This window comes from Microbacterium sp. NPDC055665 (assembly GCF_053618035.1).
Genome location: NZ_JBSHGY010000001.1, coordinates 964,553 through 979,484, shown reverse-complemented (window position 1 = coordinate 979,484; position 14,932 = coordinate 964,553). Strand labels below are relative to the sequence as shown.

At 69.6% G+C, this 14,932-nt stretch carries 16 protein-coding genes; 10 read left to right on the top strand and 6 right to left on the bottom strand.

The window, feature by feature from the left end; all coding sequences use genetic code 11:
• Positions 1 to 3: 3 nt before the first annotated feature.
• Together ACWGO6_RS04660 and ACWGO6_RS04655 are read left to right on the top strand one after the other, a co-directional pair.
• Positions 4 to 267, top strand: coding sequence for a ribbon-helix-helix protein, CopG family (locus tag ACWGO6_RS04660; RefSeq protein ID WP_136042738.1), 264 nt, complete (start codon positions 4 to 6; stop codon positions 265 to 267).
• Positions 264 to 503, top strand: a complete 240-nt coding sequence (locus ACWGO6_RS04655; protein WP_136042737.1) for a toxin — start codon at positions 264 to 266, stop codon at positions 501 to 503. Before ACWGO6_RS04660 ends, ACWGO6_RS04655 begins: the two co-directional genes overlap by 4 nt.
• Positions 504 to 549: 46 nt before the next feature.
• Here the strand turns inward: ACWGO6_RS04655 and ACWGO6_RS04650 are convergent, their stop codons facing one another.
• Both ACWGO6_RS04650 and ACWGO6_RS04645 read right to left on the bottom strand, forming a co-directional pair.
• Positions 550 to 1,593, bottom strand: a complete 1,044-nt coding sequence (locus tag ACWGO6_RS04650) for an ATP-dependent DNA ligase (RefSeq protein WP_452325978.1) — start codon at positions 1,591 to 1,593, stop codon at positions 550 to 552.
• Positions 1,594 to 1,649: 56 nt separating this feature from the next.
• Positions 1,650 to 3,101 (bottom strand): phytoene desaturase family protein, encoded by a 1,452-nt coding sequence (locus tag ACWGO6_RS04645; RefSeq protein ID WP_452325977.1) that lies wholly within the window; start codon positions 3,099 to 3,101, stop codon positions 1,650 to 1,652.
• A 64-nt stretch (positions 3,102 to 3,165) separates the two neighbouring features.
• On the opposite strand from ACWGO6_RS04645, the gene ACWGO6_RS04640 reads away from it, so the two are divergent.
• On the top strand, positions 3,166 to 3,654 hold the full coding sequence (locus ACWGO6_RS04640; RefSeq protein ID WP_452325976.1) for a hypothetical protein: 489 nt from the start codon (positions 3,166 to 3,168) through the stop codon (positions 3,652 to 3,654).
• Between the two features lie 133 nt (positions 3,655 to 3,787).
• Here ACWGO6_RS04640 and ACWGO6_RS04635 read toward each other — a convergent pair whose 3' ends face one another.
• Together ACWGO6_RS04635 and ACWGO6_RS04630 are read right to left on the bottom strand one after the other, a co-directional pair.
• Entirely contained in the window at positions 3,788 to 5,023 is a 1,236-nt protein-coding gene (locus ACWGO6_RS04635; protein ID WP_452325975.1) for an acyl-CoA dehydrogenase family protein, read from the bottom strand.
• A 63-nt stretch (positions 5,024 to 5,086) separates the two neighbouring features.
• Positions 5,087 to 5,746, bottom strand: coding sequence for a TetR/AcrR family transcriptional regulator (locus tag ACWGO6_RS04630; RefSeq protein ID WP_136042732.1), 660 nt, complete (start codon positions 5,744 to 5,746; stop codon positions 5,087 to 5,089).
• 59 nt (positions 5,747 to 5,805) lie between these two features.
• Between ACWGO6_RS04630 and ACWGO6_RS04625 the strand changes: the two genes are divergently transcribed.
• The 3 genes from ACWGO6_RS04625 to sucD all read left to right on the top strand — a co-directional run bounded on the left by ACWGO6_RS04625 (position 5,806) and on the right by sucD (position 8,361).
• Positions 5,806 to 6,159: a DUF2510 domain-containing protein gene (locus ACWGO6_RS04625; RefSeq protein WP_452325974.1), complete on the top strand. Its 354-nt coding sequence runs from the start codon at positions 5,806 to 5,808 to the stop codon at positions 6,157 to 6,159.
• A gap of 114 nt (positions 6,160 to 6,273) precedes the next feature.
• Complete coding sequence (sucC, locus tag ACWGO6_RS04620) at positions 6,274 to 7,440, top strand: ADP-forming succinate--CoA ligase subunit beta (protein WP_029262293.1); 1,167 nt, start codon at positions 6,274 to 6,276, stop codon at positions 7,438 to 7,440.
• Positions 7,441 to 7,458: 18 nt separating this feature from the next.
• The gene (gene sucD, locus ACWGO6_RS04615; protein WP_136042730.1) at positions 7,459 to 8,361 is read left to right on the top strand and encodes a succinate--CoA ligase subunit alpha; all 903 of its coding nucleotides are present in this window, start codon (positions 7,459 to 7,461) and stop codon (positions 8,359 to 8,361) included.
• 93 nt (positions 8,362 to 8,454) lie between these two features.
• Here sucD and ACWGO6_RS04610 read toward each other — a convergent pair whose 3' ends face one another.
• A complete protein-coding gene (locus ACWGO6_RS04610) occupies positions 8,455 to 9,033 on the bottom strand; it encodes a TetR/AcrR family transcriptional regulator (protein ID WP_136042729.1) in 579 nt (192 codons plus the stop codon).
• Between the two features lie 73 nt (positions 9,034 to 9,106).
• Here ACWGO6_RS04610 and ACWGO6_RS04605 point away from each other — a divergent pair, with 73 nt between their 5' ends.
• Positions 9,107 to 9,511, top strand: a complete 405-nt coding sequence (locus ACWGO6_RS04605; RefSeq protein WP_452325973.1) for a VOC family protein — start codon at positions 9,107 to 9,109, stop codon at positions 9,509 to 9,511.
• Between the two features lie 53 nt (positions 9,512 to 9,564).
• Here the strand turns inward: ACWGO6_RS04605 and ACWGO6_RS04600 are convergent, their stop codons facing one another.
• Positions 9,565 to 11,040, bottom strand: a complete 1,476-nt coding sequence (locus tag ACWGO6_RS04600; RefSeq protein WP_136042727.1) for an NCS2 family permease — start codon at positions 11,038 to 11,040, stop codon at positions 9,565 to 9,567.
• A gap of 90 nt (positions 11,041 to 11,130) precedes the next feature.
• On the opposite strand from ACWGO6_RS04600, the gene ACWGO6_RS04595 reads away from it, so the two are divergent.
• The 3 genes from ACWGO6_RS04595 to purH all read left to right on the top strand — a co-directional run bounded on the left by ACWGO6_RS04595 (position 11,131) and on the right by purH (position 14,818).
• A complete protein-coding gene (locus ACWGO6_RS04595) occupies positions 11,131 to 12,522 on the top strand; it encodes a cell division protein PerM (protein WP_452325972.1) in 1,392 nt (463 codons plus the stop codon).
• Positions 12,523 to 12,587: 65 nt separating this feature from the next.
• Complete coding sequence (gene purN / locus ACWGO6_RS04590) at positions 12,588 to 13,175, top strand: phosphoribosylglycinamide formyltransferase (protein WP_136042725.1); 588 nt, start codon at positions 12,588 to 12,590, stop codon at positions 13,173 to 13,175.
• 35 nt (positions 13,176 to 13,210) lie between these two features.
• Positions 13,211 to 14,818 carry a bifunctional phosphoribosylaminoimidazolecarboxamide formyltransferase/IMP cyclohydrolase gene (gene purH, locus ACWGO6_RS04585; protein WP_452325971.1) on the top strand — a complete coding sequence of 536 codons (1,608 nt, stop codon included), beginning with the start codon at positions 13,211 to 13,213 and terminating at the stop codon, positions 14,816 to 14,818.
• The last annotated feature ends 114 nt before the right edge of the window (positions 14,819 to 14,932 follow it).

Below are 14,932 nucleotides of genomic sequence, written 5' to 3'. Positions count from 1 at the left end.
TCTATGATCTCTCGCGAAACCATCGACGGCAGTCCGGTCACCGAGGAGCAGATCGCTGAATGGTCTGCAGAAGCGGAAGCCGGATACGACGCTGACGTTCTCAAGAAGCGTGGTCGCGGGCGGCCGGGACGTGGGGCGATGCCCTCACAAGTCGTGGCGCTGCGGCTTACTCTCGATGAGATTGCCGCGCTCGACGCCCGCGCGGAACGCGAAGGAAAAACTCGATCTGAGGTAATCCGCGAGGCGTTGTCGGCTGCAGCCGCGTGAAAGTCCATGCTGCCGCACTCAAGCACGGAGTCGAGCCTGACGACATCGTGCAGGCCGCAACCTGGGCCCTGTGGATAGAGGATCTGGACGATGACAGCCCTGCGCGTCAGCTGCGACTCGGATTCGATACGCGAGGGCGTCTGTTGGAAACCGTTGTTCTCGTGTTCGACAGCGGTCACGAACTCGTCATCCACGCGATGCCGGCGAGGCCTCAGATGATCGCTCTGCTCCCGTGAACGACGGAGGGCACGAGATATGTCGGGGGCTTCTCCGACGACCCCGTCAGCGGAGCACGTCCGCGAGGTCGTAGCCCGCGACCGTGTCGAGCTGGTCGTAGGTGCAGGAGCGGGCGTCGCGGTCGGGGCGCCAGCGCTCGAACTGCACCGTGTGGCGGAAGCGCGCGCCTTCGAGCTGGTCGTAGCGCACCTCGAGCACGCGCTCGGGGCGCAGCCGCACGAACGAGACGTCCTTGCTGCCGCTGAACCGGGAGCGCTCGCCCTCGGCGGTGACCGCTTCGCCGCTGTCGTCGCGCTCGACCAGGGGAGCGAGCTCGTCGACGAGCTGCTGACGCCGGACATCGCTCCAGGCGGCGACCCCGCCGACCTGTCGCAGCACTCCGTCGTCGCCGTACAGGCCGACCAGGAGCGACCCGACGCCCGAGCCGGACTTGTGGATGCGGTAGCCGAGCGCCACGACATCGGCCGTGCGGGCGTGCTTGATCTTGAACAGCGTCCGTTTCCCCGGCGCATACGGCTGGTCGAGGGGCTTGGCGACGACGCCGTCGAGTCCCGCCCCTTCGAACTCGGCGAGCCAGCGGACGGCCGCTTCACGGTCCCGGGTCGTCCGGGTGGTGTGCAGCGGGTGCTCGACGCCCTCCATGAGCGTCTCGAGGCGGGCCCGACGGGTCTCGAAGGCCTGCGTCAGCAGGTCCTCGTCGCCGTCGGCGAGCAGATCGAAGGCGATGAACATCGCCGGTGTCTCCAGGGCGAGCTTCGCGACGCGCGAGGCCGCCGGATGGATGCGCTGGCTCAGGGCCTCCCAGTCCAGGCGCTGCGAGCCGAGCGGTCCCGTGGCGACCACGATCTCGCCGTCGAGCAGGCACGGTCCCGGCAGCAGTTCCGGGATCGCCTCGACCAGCTCGGGGAAGTACCGCGTGAGCGGCTTCGCGCCCCGGGAGCCGATCTCCACGGTCTCGCCGTCCCACGCGATGAGGCCGCGGAAGCCGTCCCACTTGGGTTCGAACAGGAGTCCGCCCGGGGTCTTCGCCGGGTCGGGAACCGCCGGCACGGCCTTGGCGAGCATCGGCGCGGGGATCTCGTAGCGCATGGTCCCATCCTGGCCGCGGGCTTCCGATTCCGGTACCCCGGTGTCGCCGACCGGGGTCAGCCGAACAGCTCGTCGAGCCCGGCCGGCGTCCCGGCGTCGTGGAGCACCGTGCGGGCGGCGTGCCAGCCGGCCATCCCGTTCACGGCGGGGCCGGGCGGAGTCGACGCCGACGCCAAGTACACGCCCCGCATCGGGGTGCGCCAGGGGGTCGGGGACAGCACCGGACGCCGGAGAGCCTGCCGCATGTCGAACACGCCGCCGGAGATGTCCCCGCCGATCTCCGCGGGGTTGATGGCCTCCCGAGACGACGCGGGAACCGAGTGATGCGCCAGGATCAGGTCCCGGAAGCCGGGCGCGAAGCGCTCGACCTGTGCCGTGATGAGCTCGGTGGGATCGAGGTCGGAGCCGTTGGGGACATGGATGTATGCCCATAGAACGGCCTTGCCCTCGGGAGCCCGCGTCGGGTCGAAGACCGATGGTTGCACGGCGAGCACGTAGGGCTTCTCGCTCACATGACCCACGGCCACGGTGTTCTCGCTCGCCCATACCTCCTCTCGGGTGCCGCCGAGGTGCACGGTCACGGCGTTCCGCACCTCCGGGTTCGACCAGGGGATGGGGCCGTCGAGGGCGAAGTCGACCTTGGCCGCCGCGGCGCCGTAGCGGTAGCCGCGCAGCGCCCTGGCATATCCGGCCGGCACGTCGGGGTGAGTGAGTGCGAGCCGGGGCGAGGTGTTCAGCAGGAGCACGTCCCCGCGTGAGGGGTCGCCGGCGTCGAGGGTGCGCAGGTCGTTCACGCGGGCACCGGTCTCGACCGTTCCGCCGTGCGCTTCGAGGTCGGCCACCAGTGCATCGGCGATGGTCTGCGAACCGCCGCGCGGGTAGGGCCAACCGCCCGCATGCGCGAGAGCGGCGAGGAGCAGCCCTGCTGCGGCACCGGCGAGGGTCGGCTGCGGGGAGTTCGCGTGCGCGACGACGCCCGACATCAGGGCGGCGGCCTCCTCGGTCCGGAACGAGGTGCGGGCCAGGGGAGTGCCCTGGTCGAGCATCCGGATCGCGTAGCGCACCGCGGTGAGGGGCTCGGCGGGGATGCGGAGAAGCTGGTTGCCCGTGAAGTCGGTGACCCCGTCGATGTGGGTGCTGAGGGGGCGCAGGCGGGTGAGCCAGGCGTCGCGGTCGACTCCGAGGGCGGCAGCGGTTCGATCGATGTCACGCCAGGCGACGGCCGCAGCGCCGCCATCGAGCGGATGGGCGAAGGAGATGTCCGGGTGGATCCACTCGATGCGCTCGTCGAGCCGGAATGCGCGGAAGAAGGGCGAGGAGACGGCCGCCGGATGCACGGCGGAGCACACATCGTGGCGGAAACCGGGAAGCGTGCCTTCCCGGGTGCGCAGCCCGCCGCCGATCGTGTCGGCGGCCTCGAGAACGCGCACCTCGTAGCCGGCGCGTGCGAGCGCCACCCCTGCGGCGAGGCCGTTGGGTCCGGACCCGATGATTGTCGCGCGTGCCATGCCGCCAGTCTCGCACGCGTCGAGTGGTCGAAAGAGGGGGTTGCGGCGTGCGATCCTGGAACTGATGAAAGAAGTACAGGGGCCGACCCCCGCAGGCACCTCCCGTCCATACCGTTCGCTCCAGGAAGCGCTGCGCGCGCACCGCATCGACCCGTCGAACCACGCGTTCATCGCGGAGATCACCCAGGCGATCGGGATCAGCTCGTTCATCGACCGTGGTCGCTACATCGAGGCCATCCGTCGTGGTGAGGGCGCCCCGTTGCACATCGGTCGCACCTACACGAACGGCTTCACCGAGGATGAGCGACTCGTCGTCGGATCCGCGCCGTTGCGCCTGCAGCCGAGCGAGGGGCGGCCGCCGTACTTCTACGTCAGCCACCCGAGCGAGTTCATCCCGTTGACCGCACCGCGCGCGGCCAAGCGCACGACGACGCCTCGCGTCTCCGCGCCCCGCGCCGAGAAGGCGCCGAAGCCCGTCGAAGAGCGTGACTACGGCGTGTGCGACGTGTGCTTCATGGTGAAGACGCCGTCCGGCGGCTGCGGCTGCGACTGACGGTGAGCCCCGACGCGCACGGTCGGGTCGAGCGACCGATGATCCGCGTCGCGGATCTGACCGGCCCCGATGCGATCGCGGTCGGCTCCGCGGTGCGCCCGGTCTGACGAGACCGTACCCCGGCCGACCTCGGTCAGGCGAACGCGCTCATCCCGGTGATGTCACGCCCGAGAAGCAGCGCCTGCACGCTCTCCGTGCCCTCGTAGGTGTGGATCGCCTCGATGTCGGCCATGTGCTGGATGACGCCGTTCTCGAGCAGGATGCCGTTGCCGCCGAGCAGGTCGCGGGCGGTCGAGGCGATGCGTCGCGCGGCCCGCGTGTTGTGGAACTTCGCGAGCGACGCCTGGGTCGGACGCAGCTCGCCCGCGGTCTCCAGGTCGGCCATCCGCCGGCAGTACAGCTGCATGGCGGTGAGGTCTTCGAGCATGTGGGTGAGGCGCTCCTGCACCATCTGGAACTTCGCGAGCGGCTTGCCGAACTGCACCCGCTGGGTCGCGTAGGCGAGCGCGGCCTCGTAGCAGGCGGTCGCGTGCCCGAGCGCCGACCAGGCGACACCGGAGCGGGTCGCATAGAGCACGGTCGAGGCGTCTTTGAAGCTCTTCGTCCCCGGCAGCACGGCGTCGAGCGGCACCCGCACGTCGTCGAGGACGATGTGGGCCTGATGGATCGCGCGCAGCGAGGCCTTTCCGCGGATCACGCTGCCGGTGTAGCCCGGGGTGTCCTGCTCGACGAGGAAGCAGCGGACCGCTCCGTGCTCGTCGGCGCCCTCGTCGTCGACGCGGGCCCAGACGAACGTGATGCCCCCGGACGCGCCGTTCCCGATCCACTTCTTCGCGCCGCGGATGACCCAGGAGTCGCCGTCGCGGCGGGCGACGGTCTCGAGGGAGACGGAGTCCGAGCCGTGGTCGGGCTCGGTCAGCGCGAAGGCGCCGAGCACCGAGCCGTCGGCGAGAGCGGTGAGCCACTTCTCCTGCTGAGCGGGTGAGCCGAACAGGGCGAGCGTGCGCAGGGCGAGCCCGCCCTGCACGGCGAGGATCGTGCCCAGCGAGCCGTCGCCGCGGGAGATCTCCATATTCACGAGCCCGGCGGCCAACGGCGACAGGCTCGTGAGCGCGGGGTGCTGGAGACCGTCGACGACGAGGTCCATCTCACCCATCCGACGAGCCGCATCCAGCGGGTACTCGGCGCGGTCCCAGGCATCCGCCATCTGCGGTGCGACCTCGTCGACGTAGGACTTCGCGCGGTCCCACGCCTCGCGGTCGGCGGCGGGGATGTCGGTGAAGACGGCGTAGTAGTCGCTGTCCTGACGCGCGGTGATGTCGTACGACGAGACCCGCTCGCCGGGGAACGGGGTGGCTGCATCGCTCATGGGGCTCCTTCGTGGACCTGAGTATCGTACCTCTCGATACTCGGTTCCACGACCCAGGAGTGGCTAGTCGAGCTCCGACTGCAGGCGGCGGGACACCTCGGCGATCGGCATGGACCGCGGGAACACCGCGACGACCATGTCGTCCGGGGCGGTGGTGGCGTCGCCCGCCACACCGTAGCGACGGCGCACATCGGCCAGCGCCGTCTGCAGCGTGGCCAGCGGCACCTTCTTGCGTCCCCGCAGCAGCTGGCGCAGCACGTGGTTGTGCACGGCGGTCACGAGCGCGGCGAAGCCCACGGCATCCAGCGGGTCGACGCCGGGAAGCGCGCCGCGCAGGTACTCGTCGAACAACCGCTCGTAGCGGAACACCGTGATGATCTCGCGTTCGCGCAGCACGGGCACCTCACGCACGATCTGGTAGCGGCGCCGGGCGAGCTCCGGGTCGTGCGCGAAGTGCGCGAAGACCGACTCGGATGCCGCACACACCGCGCCCCACGGGTCGTCGTGCCCCTCGTCGAGGAACTCCCTGAGCTGCTCGAGGAGCACCTCGTGATCGGCGAACACCACGTCCTCCTTACCGCCGAACTGGCGGAAGAAGGTCGAGCGCGAGACGCCGGCGGCCTTGGCGATCTGCTCCACCGAGGTCTGGTCGAACCCCTGGGCGCTGAAGAGCTCGAGCGCTGCGGCCACGACGCCGGTGCGCAGTTCTGCGGATTCGTGCATGGCGAAAGCCTAGACCTCGGCAGGCGGAGACGCCGAGGCGAGACCGTCATACTGAGAGCGTGAGTGAGCGCGGGATTGCGGCCGGATGGTACGAGACACGCCGCCGCGGCACCCTGCGGTGGTGGGACGGTGCGCGGTGGACCGATCGCATCGCGGTGCGCGGTCGCGAGACGACGCTGGCGGAGGACAGTGCCTCCACACGCCGGCAACTCCTCATATGCGAACTCGTGCTCGCCGCCGTCCTCGTCGCGTCCATCCTCTTCGCGCTGTGGGGCTCGCTGCCGGTGGTCGTGATCCGTCCCGTGATCGTCGGGACCGGTGCCGCTCTGGTCTTCACCCCGTTCGTGATCTCCCGACAGCTCCGGCTGGTCGCACTTCCGGCGAGGCGCTGGGGCGTGCCGACGCTGCGCTGACCGGAGCGACCCGGTGGCCGCAGGAGCGTCCAGGCCGAGGTAGTAGGCTGGGGGACTGGTCGATGTCTCGACATCGAGAGAATTACCAGACAGCAGCCCAGTGAAGGAACCACAGTGGATCTGTACGAGTACCAGGCACGAGACGTTTTCGAAAAGTACGGAGTGCCGGTCCTCGCCGGCATCGTCGCGGACACCCCTGAAGAGGTGAGGGCGGCTGCCGAGAAGATCGGCGGAGTGGTCGTCGTCAAGGCTCAGGTCAAGACCGGCGGCCGTGGAAAGGCGGGCGGCGTCAAGGTCGCCAAGACCCCCGACGAGGCGTACGAGGCAGCGAAGGCCATCCTCGGCCTCGACATCAAGGGCCACGTCGTCAAGCGAGTCATGGTCGCGCAGGGTGCGCGCATCGCCGAGGAGTTCTACTTCTCCGTGCTGCTCGACCGCGCCAACCGCTCCTACCTGAGCCTCTGCTCGGTCGAGGGCGGCATGGAGATCGAAGAGCTCGCGGTGGAGCGCCCCGAGGCGCTCGCGCGCGTCGAGGTCAACCCGCTCACGGGCATCGACAAGGAGAAGGCCGTCGAGATCGCTCGCGCGGCGAACTTCCCGGAAGACCTCGTCGAGAAGGTCTCCGACGTCTTCGTCAAGCTCTTCGACGTCTACAAGGGCGAGGACGCGACGCTGGTCGAGGTCAACCCGCTGGTGCGCACGGAAGAGGGCGACATCATCGCGCTCGACGGCAAGGTCACGCTCGACGACAACGCCTCCGAGATCCGTCACCCCGAGCACGAGGCGCTCGAGGACAAGGACGCCGCAGACCCGCTCGAGGCCAAGGCCAAGCAGTCGGGCCTCAACTACGTGAAGCTCGACGGCGAGGTCGGGATCATCGGCAACGGCGCGGGGCTCGTCATGTCCACGCTCGACGTGGTCGCCTACGCGGGCGAGAACCACAACGGCGTCAAGCCGGCCAACTTCCTCGACATCGGCGGCGGCGCCTCGGCCGAGGTCATGGCCGCCGGCCTCGACGTCATCCTCGGCGACCCGCAGGTAAAGAGCGTGTTCGTCAACGTCTTCGGCGGCATCACGGCGTGCGACGCCGTCGCCAACGGCATCAAGGGTGCCCTCGAGACGCTGGGCGCCACGGCCTCCAAGCCGCTCGTCGTGCGCCTGGACGGCAACCGCGTCGACGAGGGTCGCGCGATCCTCGCCGAGTACGCGCACCCGCTTGTGACCCTGGCCGCCACCATGGACGAGGGCGCCGACAAGGCCGCCGAACTCGCCAACGCCTGAGACTGAAGGACGAGAAGAATGTCGATCTACCTCAACAAGGACTCCAAGGTCATCGTCCAGGGCATCACCGGCGGTGAGGGCACCAAGCACACCGCGCTGATGCTCAAGGCCGGCACCCAGGTCGTCGGTGGCGTGAACGCCCGCAAGGCCGGCACGACGGTCTCGCACACCGACAAGGACGGCAACGCCGTCGAGCTGCCCGTGTTCGCCTCGGTCGCCGAGGCCATGAAGGAGACCGGCGCCGACGTGTCGATCGCCTTCGTCCCCGGCGCCTTCACGAAGGACGCGATGATCGAGGCCATCGACGCCGAGATCCCGCTGCTCGTCGTCATCACCGAGGGCGTCCCCGTCGGCGACTCGGCCGAGGCCTGGGCCTACGCGCAGAGCAAGGGCAACAAGACCCGCATCATCGGGCCGAACTGCCCCGGCATCATCACGCCGGGCGAGGCGCTCGTCGGCATCACCCCCGCGAACATCACGGGCAAGGGACCGATCGGCCTCGTGTCGAAGTCGGGCACCCTGACCTACCAGATGATGTTCGAGCTGCGCGATCTGGGCTTCTCCACCGCCATCGGCATCGGCGGTGACCCGGTCATCGGCACCACGCACATCGACGCGCTCGCCGCGTTCGAGGCCGACCCCGAGACCAAGGCCATCGTGATGATCGGCGAGATCGGCGGCGACGCCGAAGAGCGCGCGGCCGACTACATCAAGGCGAACGTCACCAAGCCGGTCGTCGGCTACGTCGCCGGCTTTACGGCTCCCGAGGGCAAGACCATGGGTCACGCCGGCGCGATCGTCTCCGGCTCGGCAGGAACCGCTCAGGCGAAGAAGGAGGCCCTCGAGGCCGCCGGCGTCAAGGTCGGCAAGACGCCGTCCGAGACGGCAGACCTGATGCGCGCGATCATCGAGTCGCTCTGATCTGAGCTACGCTTGATCTGAAGGCCCCGGACTCCACTCCGGGGCCTTCTTTCATGCGCGCCGGCGGTGGGGCGTGGGGGAGTGCTGGACGAGTCAGCGCCGAGGAGCGACGGCGTCCAGGATGCCGTCGAGGGCTCCGTGGGCGTGCTCCCGGGCGTCGGCGTCGTTCGCATGCGCGGCCAGCCAGAGCGCGAGTTCGTTCATCGCTCCGGACAGCGCTGCGGTGAGCGGCTCGAGGAGCGCAGGGGAGACCCCGGCCTCGCGCAGCCCGGTGCGCAGCTCCTGCTCGGGGCCATCTGCGTCGAGCTGCCGCCACCCCTCCCACCCCAGCACCGCTGGTCCGTCGACGAGCAGTACGCGCGAGGCCGCTCCTCGGGTGATGGCGTCGAGGAAGGCGTGGCTGCCGTCGCGGAGTGCGGTGTCGGGTGTGCTGTCCGTGGTTGCCGCGACGATGGCTGCGGCGACGACCTCCTGCTGTGCGGCAGCGACGGCGGCGAAGAGCAGCGGCTTCGACGAGTAGTGGTGGTAGACGGCGCCGCGGGTGACACCGGCCGCCTGGGCGATCTCGTCGACGGACGCTGCGGCGTATCCGTGTTCGGCGAAGTGCGCGGTGGCGACGTCGAGGATCCGGCGTGCGGTCTCAGCCGCTTCTGCGGCGGATGCTCGGGGCATGGGGTTCCTTTACGTGCGGTGTGTATGTATCCTAGCCTAAGGATACAAACACACTGTATGTAAAGGGGAGATGATGGAGATCACGAGCTTCTATCCGGTGCTCATGGTGGACGACGTCGCCGAGGCGGCGCGATTCTATCGCGAGGAACTCGGGTTCGAAGTGGCCTTCGCGGCCGACTGGTACGTGAGCTTGCGCTTCGACGGCGGTGAGCTCGCGATCCTCGACCGCACGCACGAGACCATCCCGCACGGGTTCCGCCAGCCCGTGAGCGGACTGCTGCTCAACGTCGAGGTCCCCGATGCCGCAGCCGAGCATGCACGGCTGGTCGCGGAGCGGGGGCTGGCGGAGCGACTGCCGTTGCGGGACGAGGCCTTCGGGCAGCGGCACTTCATCGTCGAGGCTCCCGGCGGTGTGCTGATCGACGTGATCGAGCCGATCGAGCCGTCCGCCGAGTTCGCTGCCGCGTACGGGAGCTGAGCACGAAAGAGGGGCGGATGCCGCAGCATCCGCCCCTCCTGTGCGACTCCGGGTCAGATCCCGACGCCGAAAAGCGCCTCGATGGGCCCGCGGGCGAAGAAGATCAGGAAGCCGGCGCCGACGACCCACAGCAGCGGGCTGATGGTCTTGGCCTTGCCCGAGAACGCGTGGATGAGTACCCAGCTCACGAAGCCCGCGCCGATGCCGTTCGCGATCGAGTAGGTCAGCGGCATGACCGAAACGGTGAGGAACACCGGCAGCAGCACGCGGAAGTCGCTGAAGTCGATGTAGCGGATCTGGGCCATCATCATGGCTCCGACGATGATCAGCGCGGCCGCGGCGATCTCGGTCGGGACGATCGACGTCAGAGGCGTCAGGAACATCGCGATCAGGAAGACCACGCCGGTCACGACGTTCGCGAGACCCGTGCGCGCACCCTCGCCGATGCCGGCACCGGACTCGATGAAGACCGTGCTCGACGACGACGAGGTCGCTCCACCGGCGATCGCACCGACACCCTCGACGACCAGTGCCGACTTGATGCGGGGGAAGTCGCCGTTGTCGTCGGCGAGGTTGGCCTCCTTCGCAAGGCCGGTCATGGTGCCCATGGCGTCGAAGAAGTTGGTGAACAGCAGGGTGAAGACGATCATCACGATCGCCACGAGGCTGACCTTGCCGAGGTCGAAGCTGAAGTCGACCGCGCCGATCAGGCTGAGGTCGGGAATGCCCACGGGGGAGCCGTTCAGCGCCGGGACGGTGAGTCCCCAGCCGCCCGGATTGACCACGTTGCCCTCGTCGTCGAAGCCGCGGGCTCCGATGTGCCAGATCGCCTCGACGATCACGGCGAGCACCGTGCCGCCGATGAGGCCGATCAGCATGCCGCCCTTGATCTTGAGCGCGACGAGGATGCCCGTGAGCAGGAGCGTGATCACGAAGAGCAGCGTCGGCACGGTCGCGACCGAGCCGTTGACCCCGAGGCCGACGGGCGGCGACGAGGCGCCGGTCGCGGTGACGAAGCCGGAGTTGACGAAGCCGATGAAGGCGATGAACAGGCCGATGCCGACCGTGATCGCGATCTTCAGCTGGAAAGGCACGGCGTCGAAGATCGCCTTCCGGAGCCCGGTGGCGGCGAGCAGCACGATGACGACACCGTTGATCATCACCAGGGCCATGGCCTCGGGCCAGGTCACCTGGCCGACGACCGAGAACGCGACGAAGGCGTTGATGCCGAGGCCGGCGGCGAAACCGAACGGGAGGCGCGTGACGAGACCGAACAGGATCGTCATCACACCGGCGGTCAGCGCGGTGGCGGCTCCGACGGCGTTGAACTCGAGCATGTTCCCGGCGACGTCGGGCTTGCCGGAGAGGATGATCGGGTTCAGGATCACGATGTAGGCCATCGTGACGAACGTCACCAGACCCCCTCGGATCTCGGTACCGATCGTCGATCCGCGCTTGCTGATCTCGAAGAAGCGGTCGAGCGAGTTCTTGGGCTCGGTGGATGCCGGGGCGGGCGGGGCAGTTGTCATCGGGAAACCTCCGGAGAAACGCTATCGTGTCGCCGACCCCACGCGCGCCCCCAGGGCTTCGTCGGCAACTCGTCGTAGTCTCGAAACGCTATGCAACGCCTCCTCGTCGCGCTCCTCGCCGCCTTCGACGCCGCCATCGCCGCGGCGGTCGGTCTCGTCGTGCTGCTGGCACCGCTGACGCTGCTGTGGACGGTCGCCTTCGGGGTCACGGCCGACTGGGGGGCGCTCTGGCCGCTCACCGGGACCCTCTGGGAGTTCGGTCACGGAGTTCCGCTGACGATCACGATCCCGGACGCGCTCCTGGTCGCGCTCGCGATCCCACCCGCGGCGGCGAACTTCGTCGTGTCGATCACACCGCTCGCCTTCCTCCTGTTCACACTGCTCTTCGCCGCGCGTTCGGGCAGCAGGGCGGCGAAGGCGGGCGCGTGGCTGCTGGGCTCGCTCACCGGAGCCGCGGTGTTCACCCTCATCTCCGTGGCGGTCGCGCTGAGCGCACGGCTGCAGGCGGCGCAGACGCCGTTGGCGCCGGCGATCATCCTGCCTGCCGCGGTCTACCTCGTGGGTGTGCTCTGCGGGGCGGTGCGTGTCGCGTGGGAGGACGGCGACGGCGGCATCCCCGACCGCCTGCACGACTGGTTCGACGCCCGCGAGGACTGGGCGCCCGTTCCGGCGGCGATCGTGCGCGGGGCGGCCTTCGCGCTCGTCGGGGTCGCCGGCGCATCCGCCCTCGCCCTGGCTGTGACCGTCTTGTTCCGCGGCGGCGAGGTGGTGGCGCTGTTCCAGGCCGCCAGGGTCGACGCCCTCGGCGCGACGGTGATGACGCTCGCCCAGCTCGCCTACCTGCCGACCATGCTCGTGTGGACGGCGGCGTGGATCGCCGGTCCCGGCTTCGCGGTCGGTGCCGGAACGGCGGTGTCGCCCGCGGGCACGCAGCTCGGTGTGGTCCCCGGCATCCCCGTGTTCGGGCTGCTGCCGGAGAACAGCTCGATCTGGATGCTGATCGTCGTGCTCATCCCCATCGCCGCCGGTGCGTTCGCCGGCTGGGCGGTGCGCTCGCGCCTCGTCTGGGAGGGCACGCCGCTCGGGATGCTGCAGCGTGCGGTGATCGCCGTCGGCATCGCGGCCCTGAGCGCGGGGATCGGCGGTCTCGCCGCGGCCCTCGCGAACGGCTCGATGGGTCCGGGGCGGCTGGCGGTCGTCGGGCCGGCGGTCTATCCGTTCGCTCTCGCGCTCGGCGCGGAGGTCCTCGTGGGGGCTGCCATCCTCCTGCTCTCTCCTCGGAACCGCGAGGAGCTCGCCGAGGAACGGACCGACCGCTGGATCGCCGAGATGACCGAGCTCGACCCGAACGCCGTCGTCATCGCGGAAGAGGCATCCGGTGCGCCCTCCGCGGGCGTGTCCGCCGCGGACGACACGGCTCCGCTCGATGACGTGCGCGGGTTCCTCCCGCCGCCGCGGAATCCTGCGGAACCGCGCGACTGACGACGACATGCGAGCGGTCCGGACACCGGGCGGGAGCAGTATGCACACCCCGGTAGACTGGGCGCGTGCTCACGGTCGCCGTTCTCATCTCGGGCACCGGCTCGAACCTTCGCGCCCTCCTCGAGGCCGCTCGTCATCCCGATTTCCCCGCCAGGGTGATCGTCGTGGGTGCCGACCGCGAAGCCGACGGGCTGGCCCACGCCGAGGAGTTCGGCATCCCCAGTTTCACGGTGCCGTGGCACGAGCACGAGAGCCGTGAGGCCTGGGGTGAAGAGCTCGCCCGCCAGCTCGCCGTCTGGAACCCCGACCTCGTGGTGTTGAGCGGACTCATGCGCCTGCTGCCGCCGTCGCTCGTCGCGCAGTACTCGCCGCGCCTCATCAACACGCACCCGGCATACCTGCCGGAGTTCCCCGGAGCGCACGGCGTCCGCGACGCGCTCGCCGCGGGCGTCACCGAGACCGGTGCCAGCGTGATCGTCGTCGACGACGGTGTCGACTCCGGACCGATCCTCGCCCAGGAGCGCGTGCCCGTCCTCGAGGGTGACACCGAGCACAGCCTGCACGAACGCATCAAGCCCGTCGAACGACGTCTGCTCATCGACGTCGTCCGCGGGATCGCCACCGGCGACCTCCCACTCACCTCTTCTTCCTGACCCCCACCCGACGCCCCCGCACGAAGGAGCCCATCATGGCCGGCCCCCGCCACGACCCCACGCTCTACCGCGATCGCGACACCGTGCCGATCCGGCGCGCGCTCGTCTCGGTGAGCGACAAGACCGACCTGCTCGTCCTCGCGGCGGCTCTCGCCGAGGCCGGCGTGGAGATCGTCTCGACCGGGTCGACCGCCGCGACCATTCGCGATGCCGGCTTCGCCGTGACCGATGTGGCCGCCGTCACCGGCGTCGCCGAGATGCTCGACGGTCGCGTGAAGACGCTGCACCCGAAGGTCCACGGAGGCCTGCTGGCCGACCTGCGCCTCGAGGAGCACGAGCGTCAGCTCGAGGAGCTCGACATCGCGCCGTTTGAGCTCGTCGTGGTGAACCTGTATCCGTTCGTCGAGACCGTCGCCTCGGGCGCGGTCGGCGACGACGTGGTCGAGCAGATCGACATCGGCGGCCCCGCCATGGTGCGCGCCGCGGCGAAGAACCACGCCAACGTCGCGATCGTCGTGTCGCCGCAGTCATACCCCGCGATCGTCGAGGCCGTCGCCGCCGGCGGCACCTCCGTCGCGCAGCGTCGCGAGCTCGCCGCCCGCGCCTTCGCGCACACCGCCGCCTACGACACCGCGGTGGCCCAGTGGTTCGCCGAGGGCACGCTCACCGAGCCCGGCGACCTGCCCGCACACCTCACGATCCAGGCCGAGCGCCTCGCGACCCTCCGCTACGGCGAGAACTCGCACCAGCGCGGCGCGATTTACACCCGCGCCGGCGGTCACGGCATCGCCCAGGCCACCCAGCTGCAGGGCAAGGAGATGTCGTACAACAACTACGTCGACGCGGATGCCGCGCTGCGTGCCGCGTACGACATGGTCAAGCCGGCCGTCGCGATCATCAAGCACGCCAACCCGTGCGGCATCGCCACGACCGCCCCCAACGCCCTCGACCCGATCGCCAGTGCCCACCTGCGTGCGCACGAGTGCGACCCGGTCTCGGCCTACGGCGGGGTCATCGCCGCGAACGGCACCGTGACCCTCAAGATGGCCGAGAACCTCAAGGACATCTTCACCGAGGTCATCGTCGCGCCGTCGTTCGAGCCCGCCGCCCTCGAGGTGTTCAAGGCAAAGAAGAACCTGCGTCTGCTGCAGCTCCCGCAGGACTGGCAGCAGGAGCGCATGGACGTGCGCCTGGTCTCGGGCGGACTGCTGCTGCAGGATGCTGACCGCTTCCCGGACGACATCGGTTCCGTCGCGAAGAACTGGGAGCTCGTGTCGGGCGAGCGCCCGAGCGACGAGGAGATGGAGAACCTCATCTTCGCGTGGAAGGCCTGCCGCGCCGTCAAGTCGAACGCGATCGTCCTCGCGAAGGACAACGCCACGGTCGGCGTCGGCATGGGCCAGGTCAACCGCGTCGACTCGTGCCGCCTCGCGGTCGAGCGCGCCGGAGACCGTGCCGCCGGTTCGGTCGCCTCGTCGGACGCGTTCTTCCCGTTCGCCGACGGCGCGCAGGTGCTGATCGACGCCGGCGTCACGGCCATCGTGCAGCCCGGCGGATCGGTCCGCGACGAGGAGGTCATCGATGCCGCCCGCAAGGCCGGCGTCACGATGTTCTTCACGGGGGAGCGTCACTTCTTCCACTGAGCGGCCGGCGTCCGCGCCGAAACCCCCGCTTCTCGCCGAGACCCCGACCTGCCGACGCGTGCAGGCCGGGGTCTCGACGTTGTGACGGGGTCTCGGAACGGCAGGACGGACGCA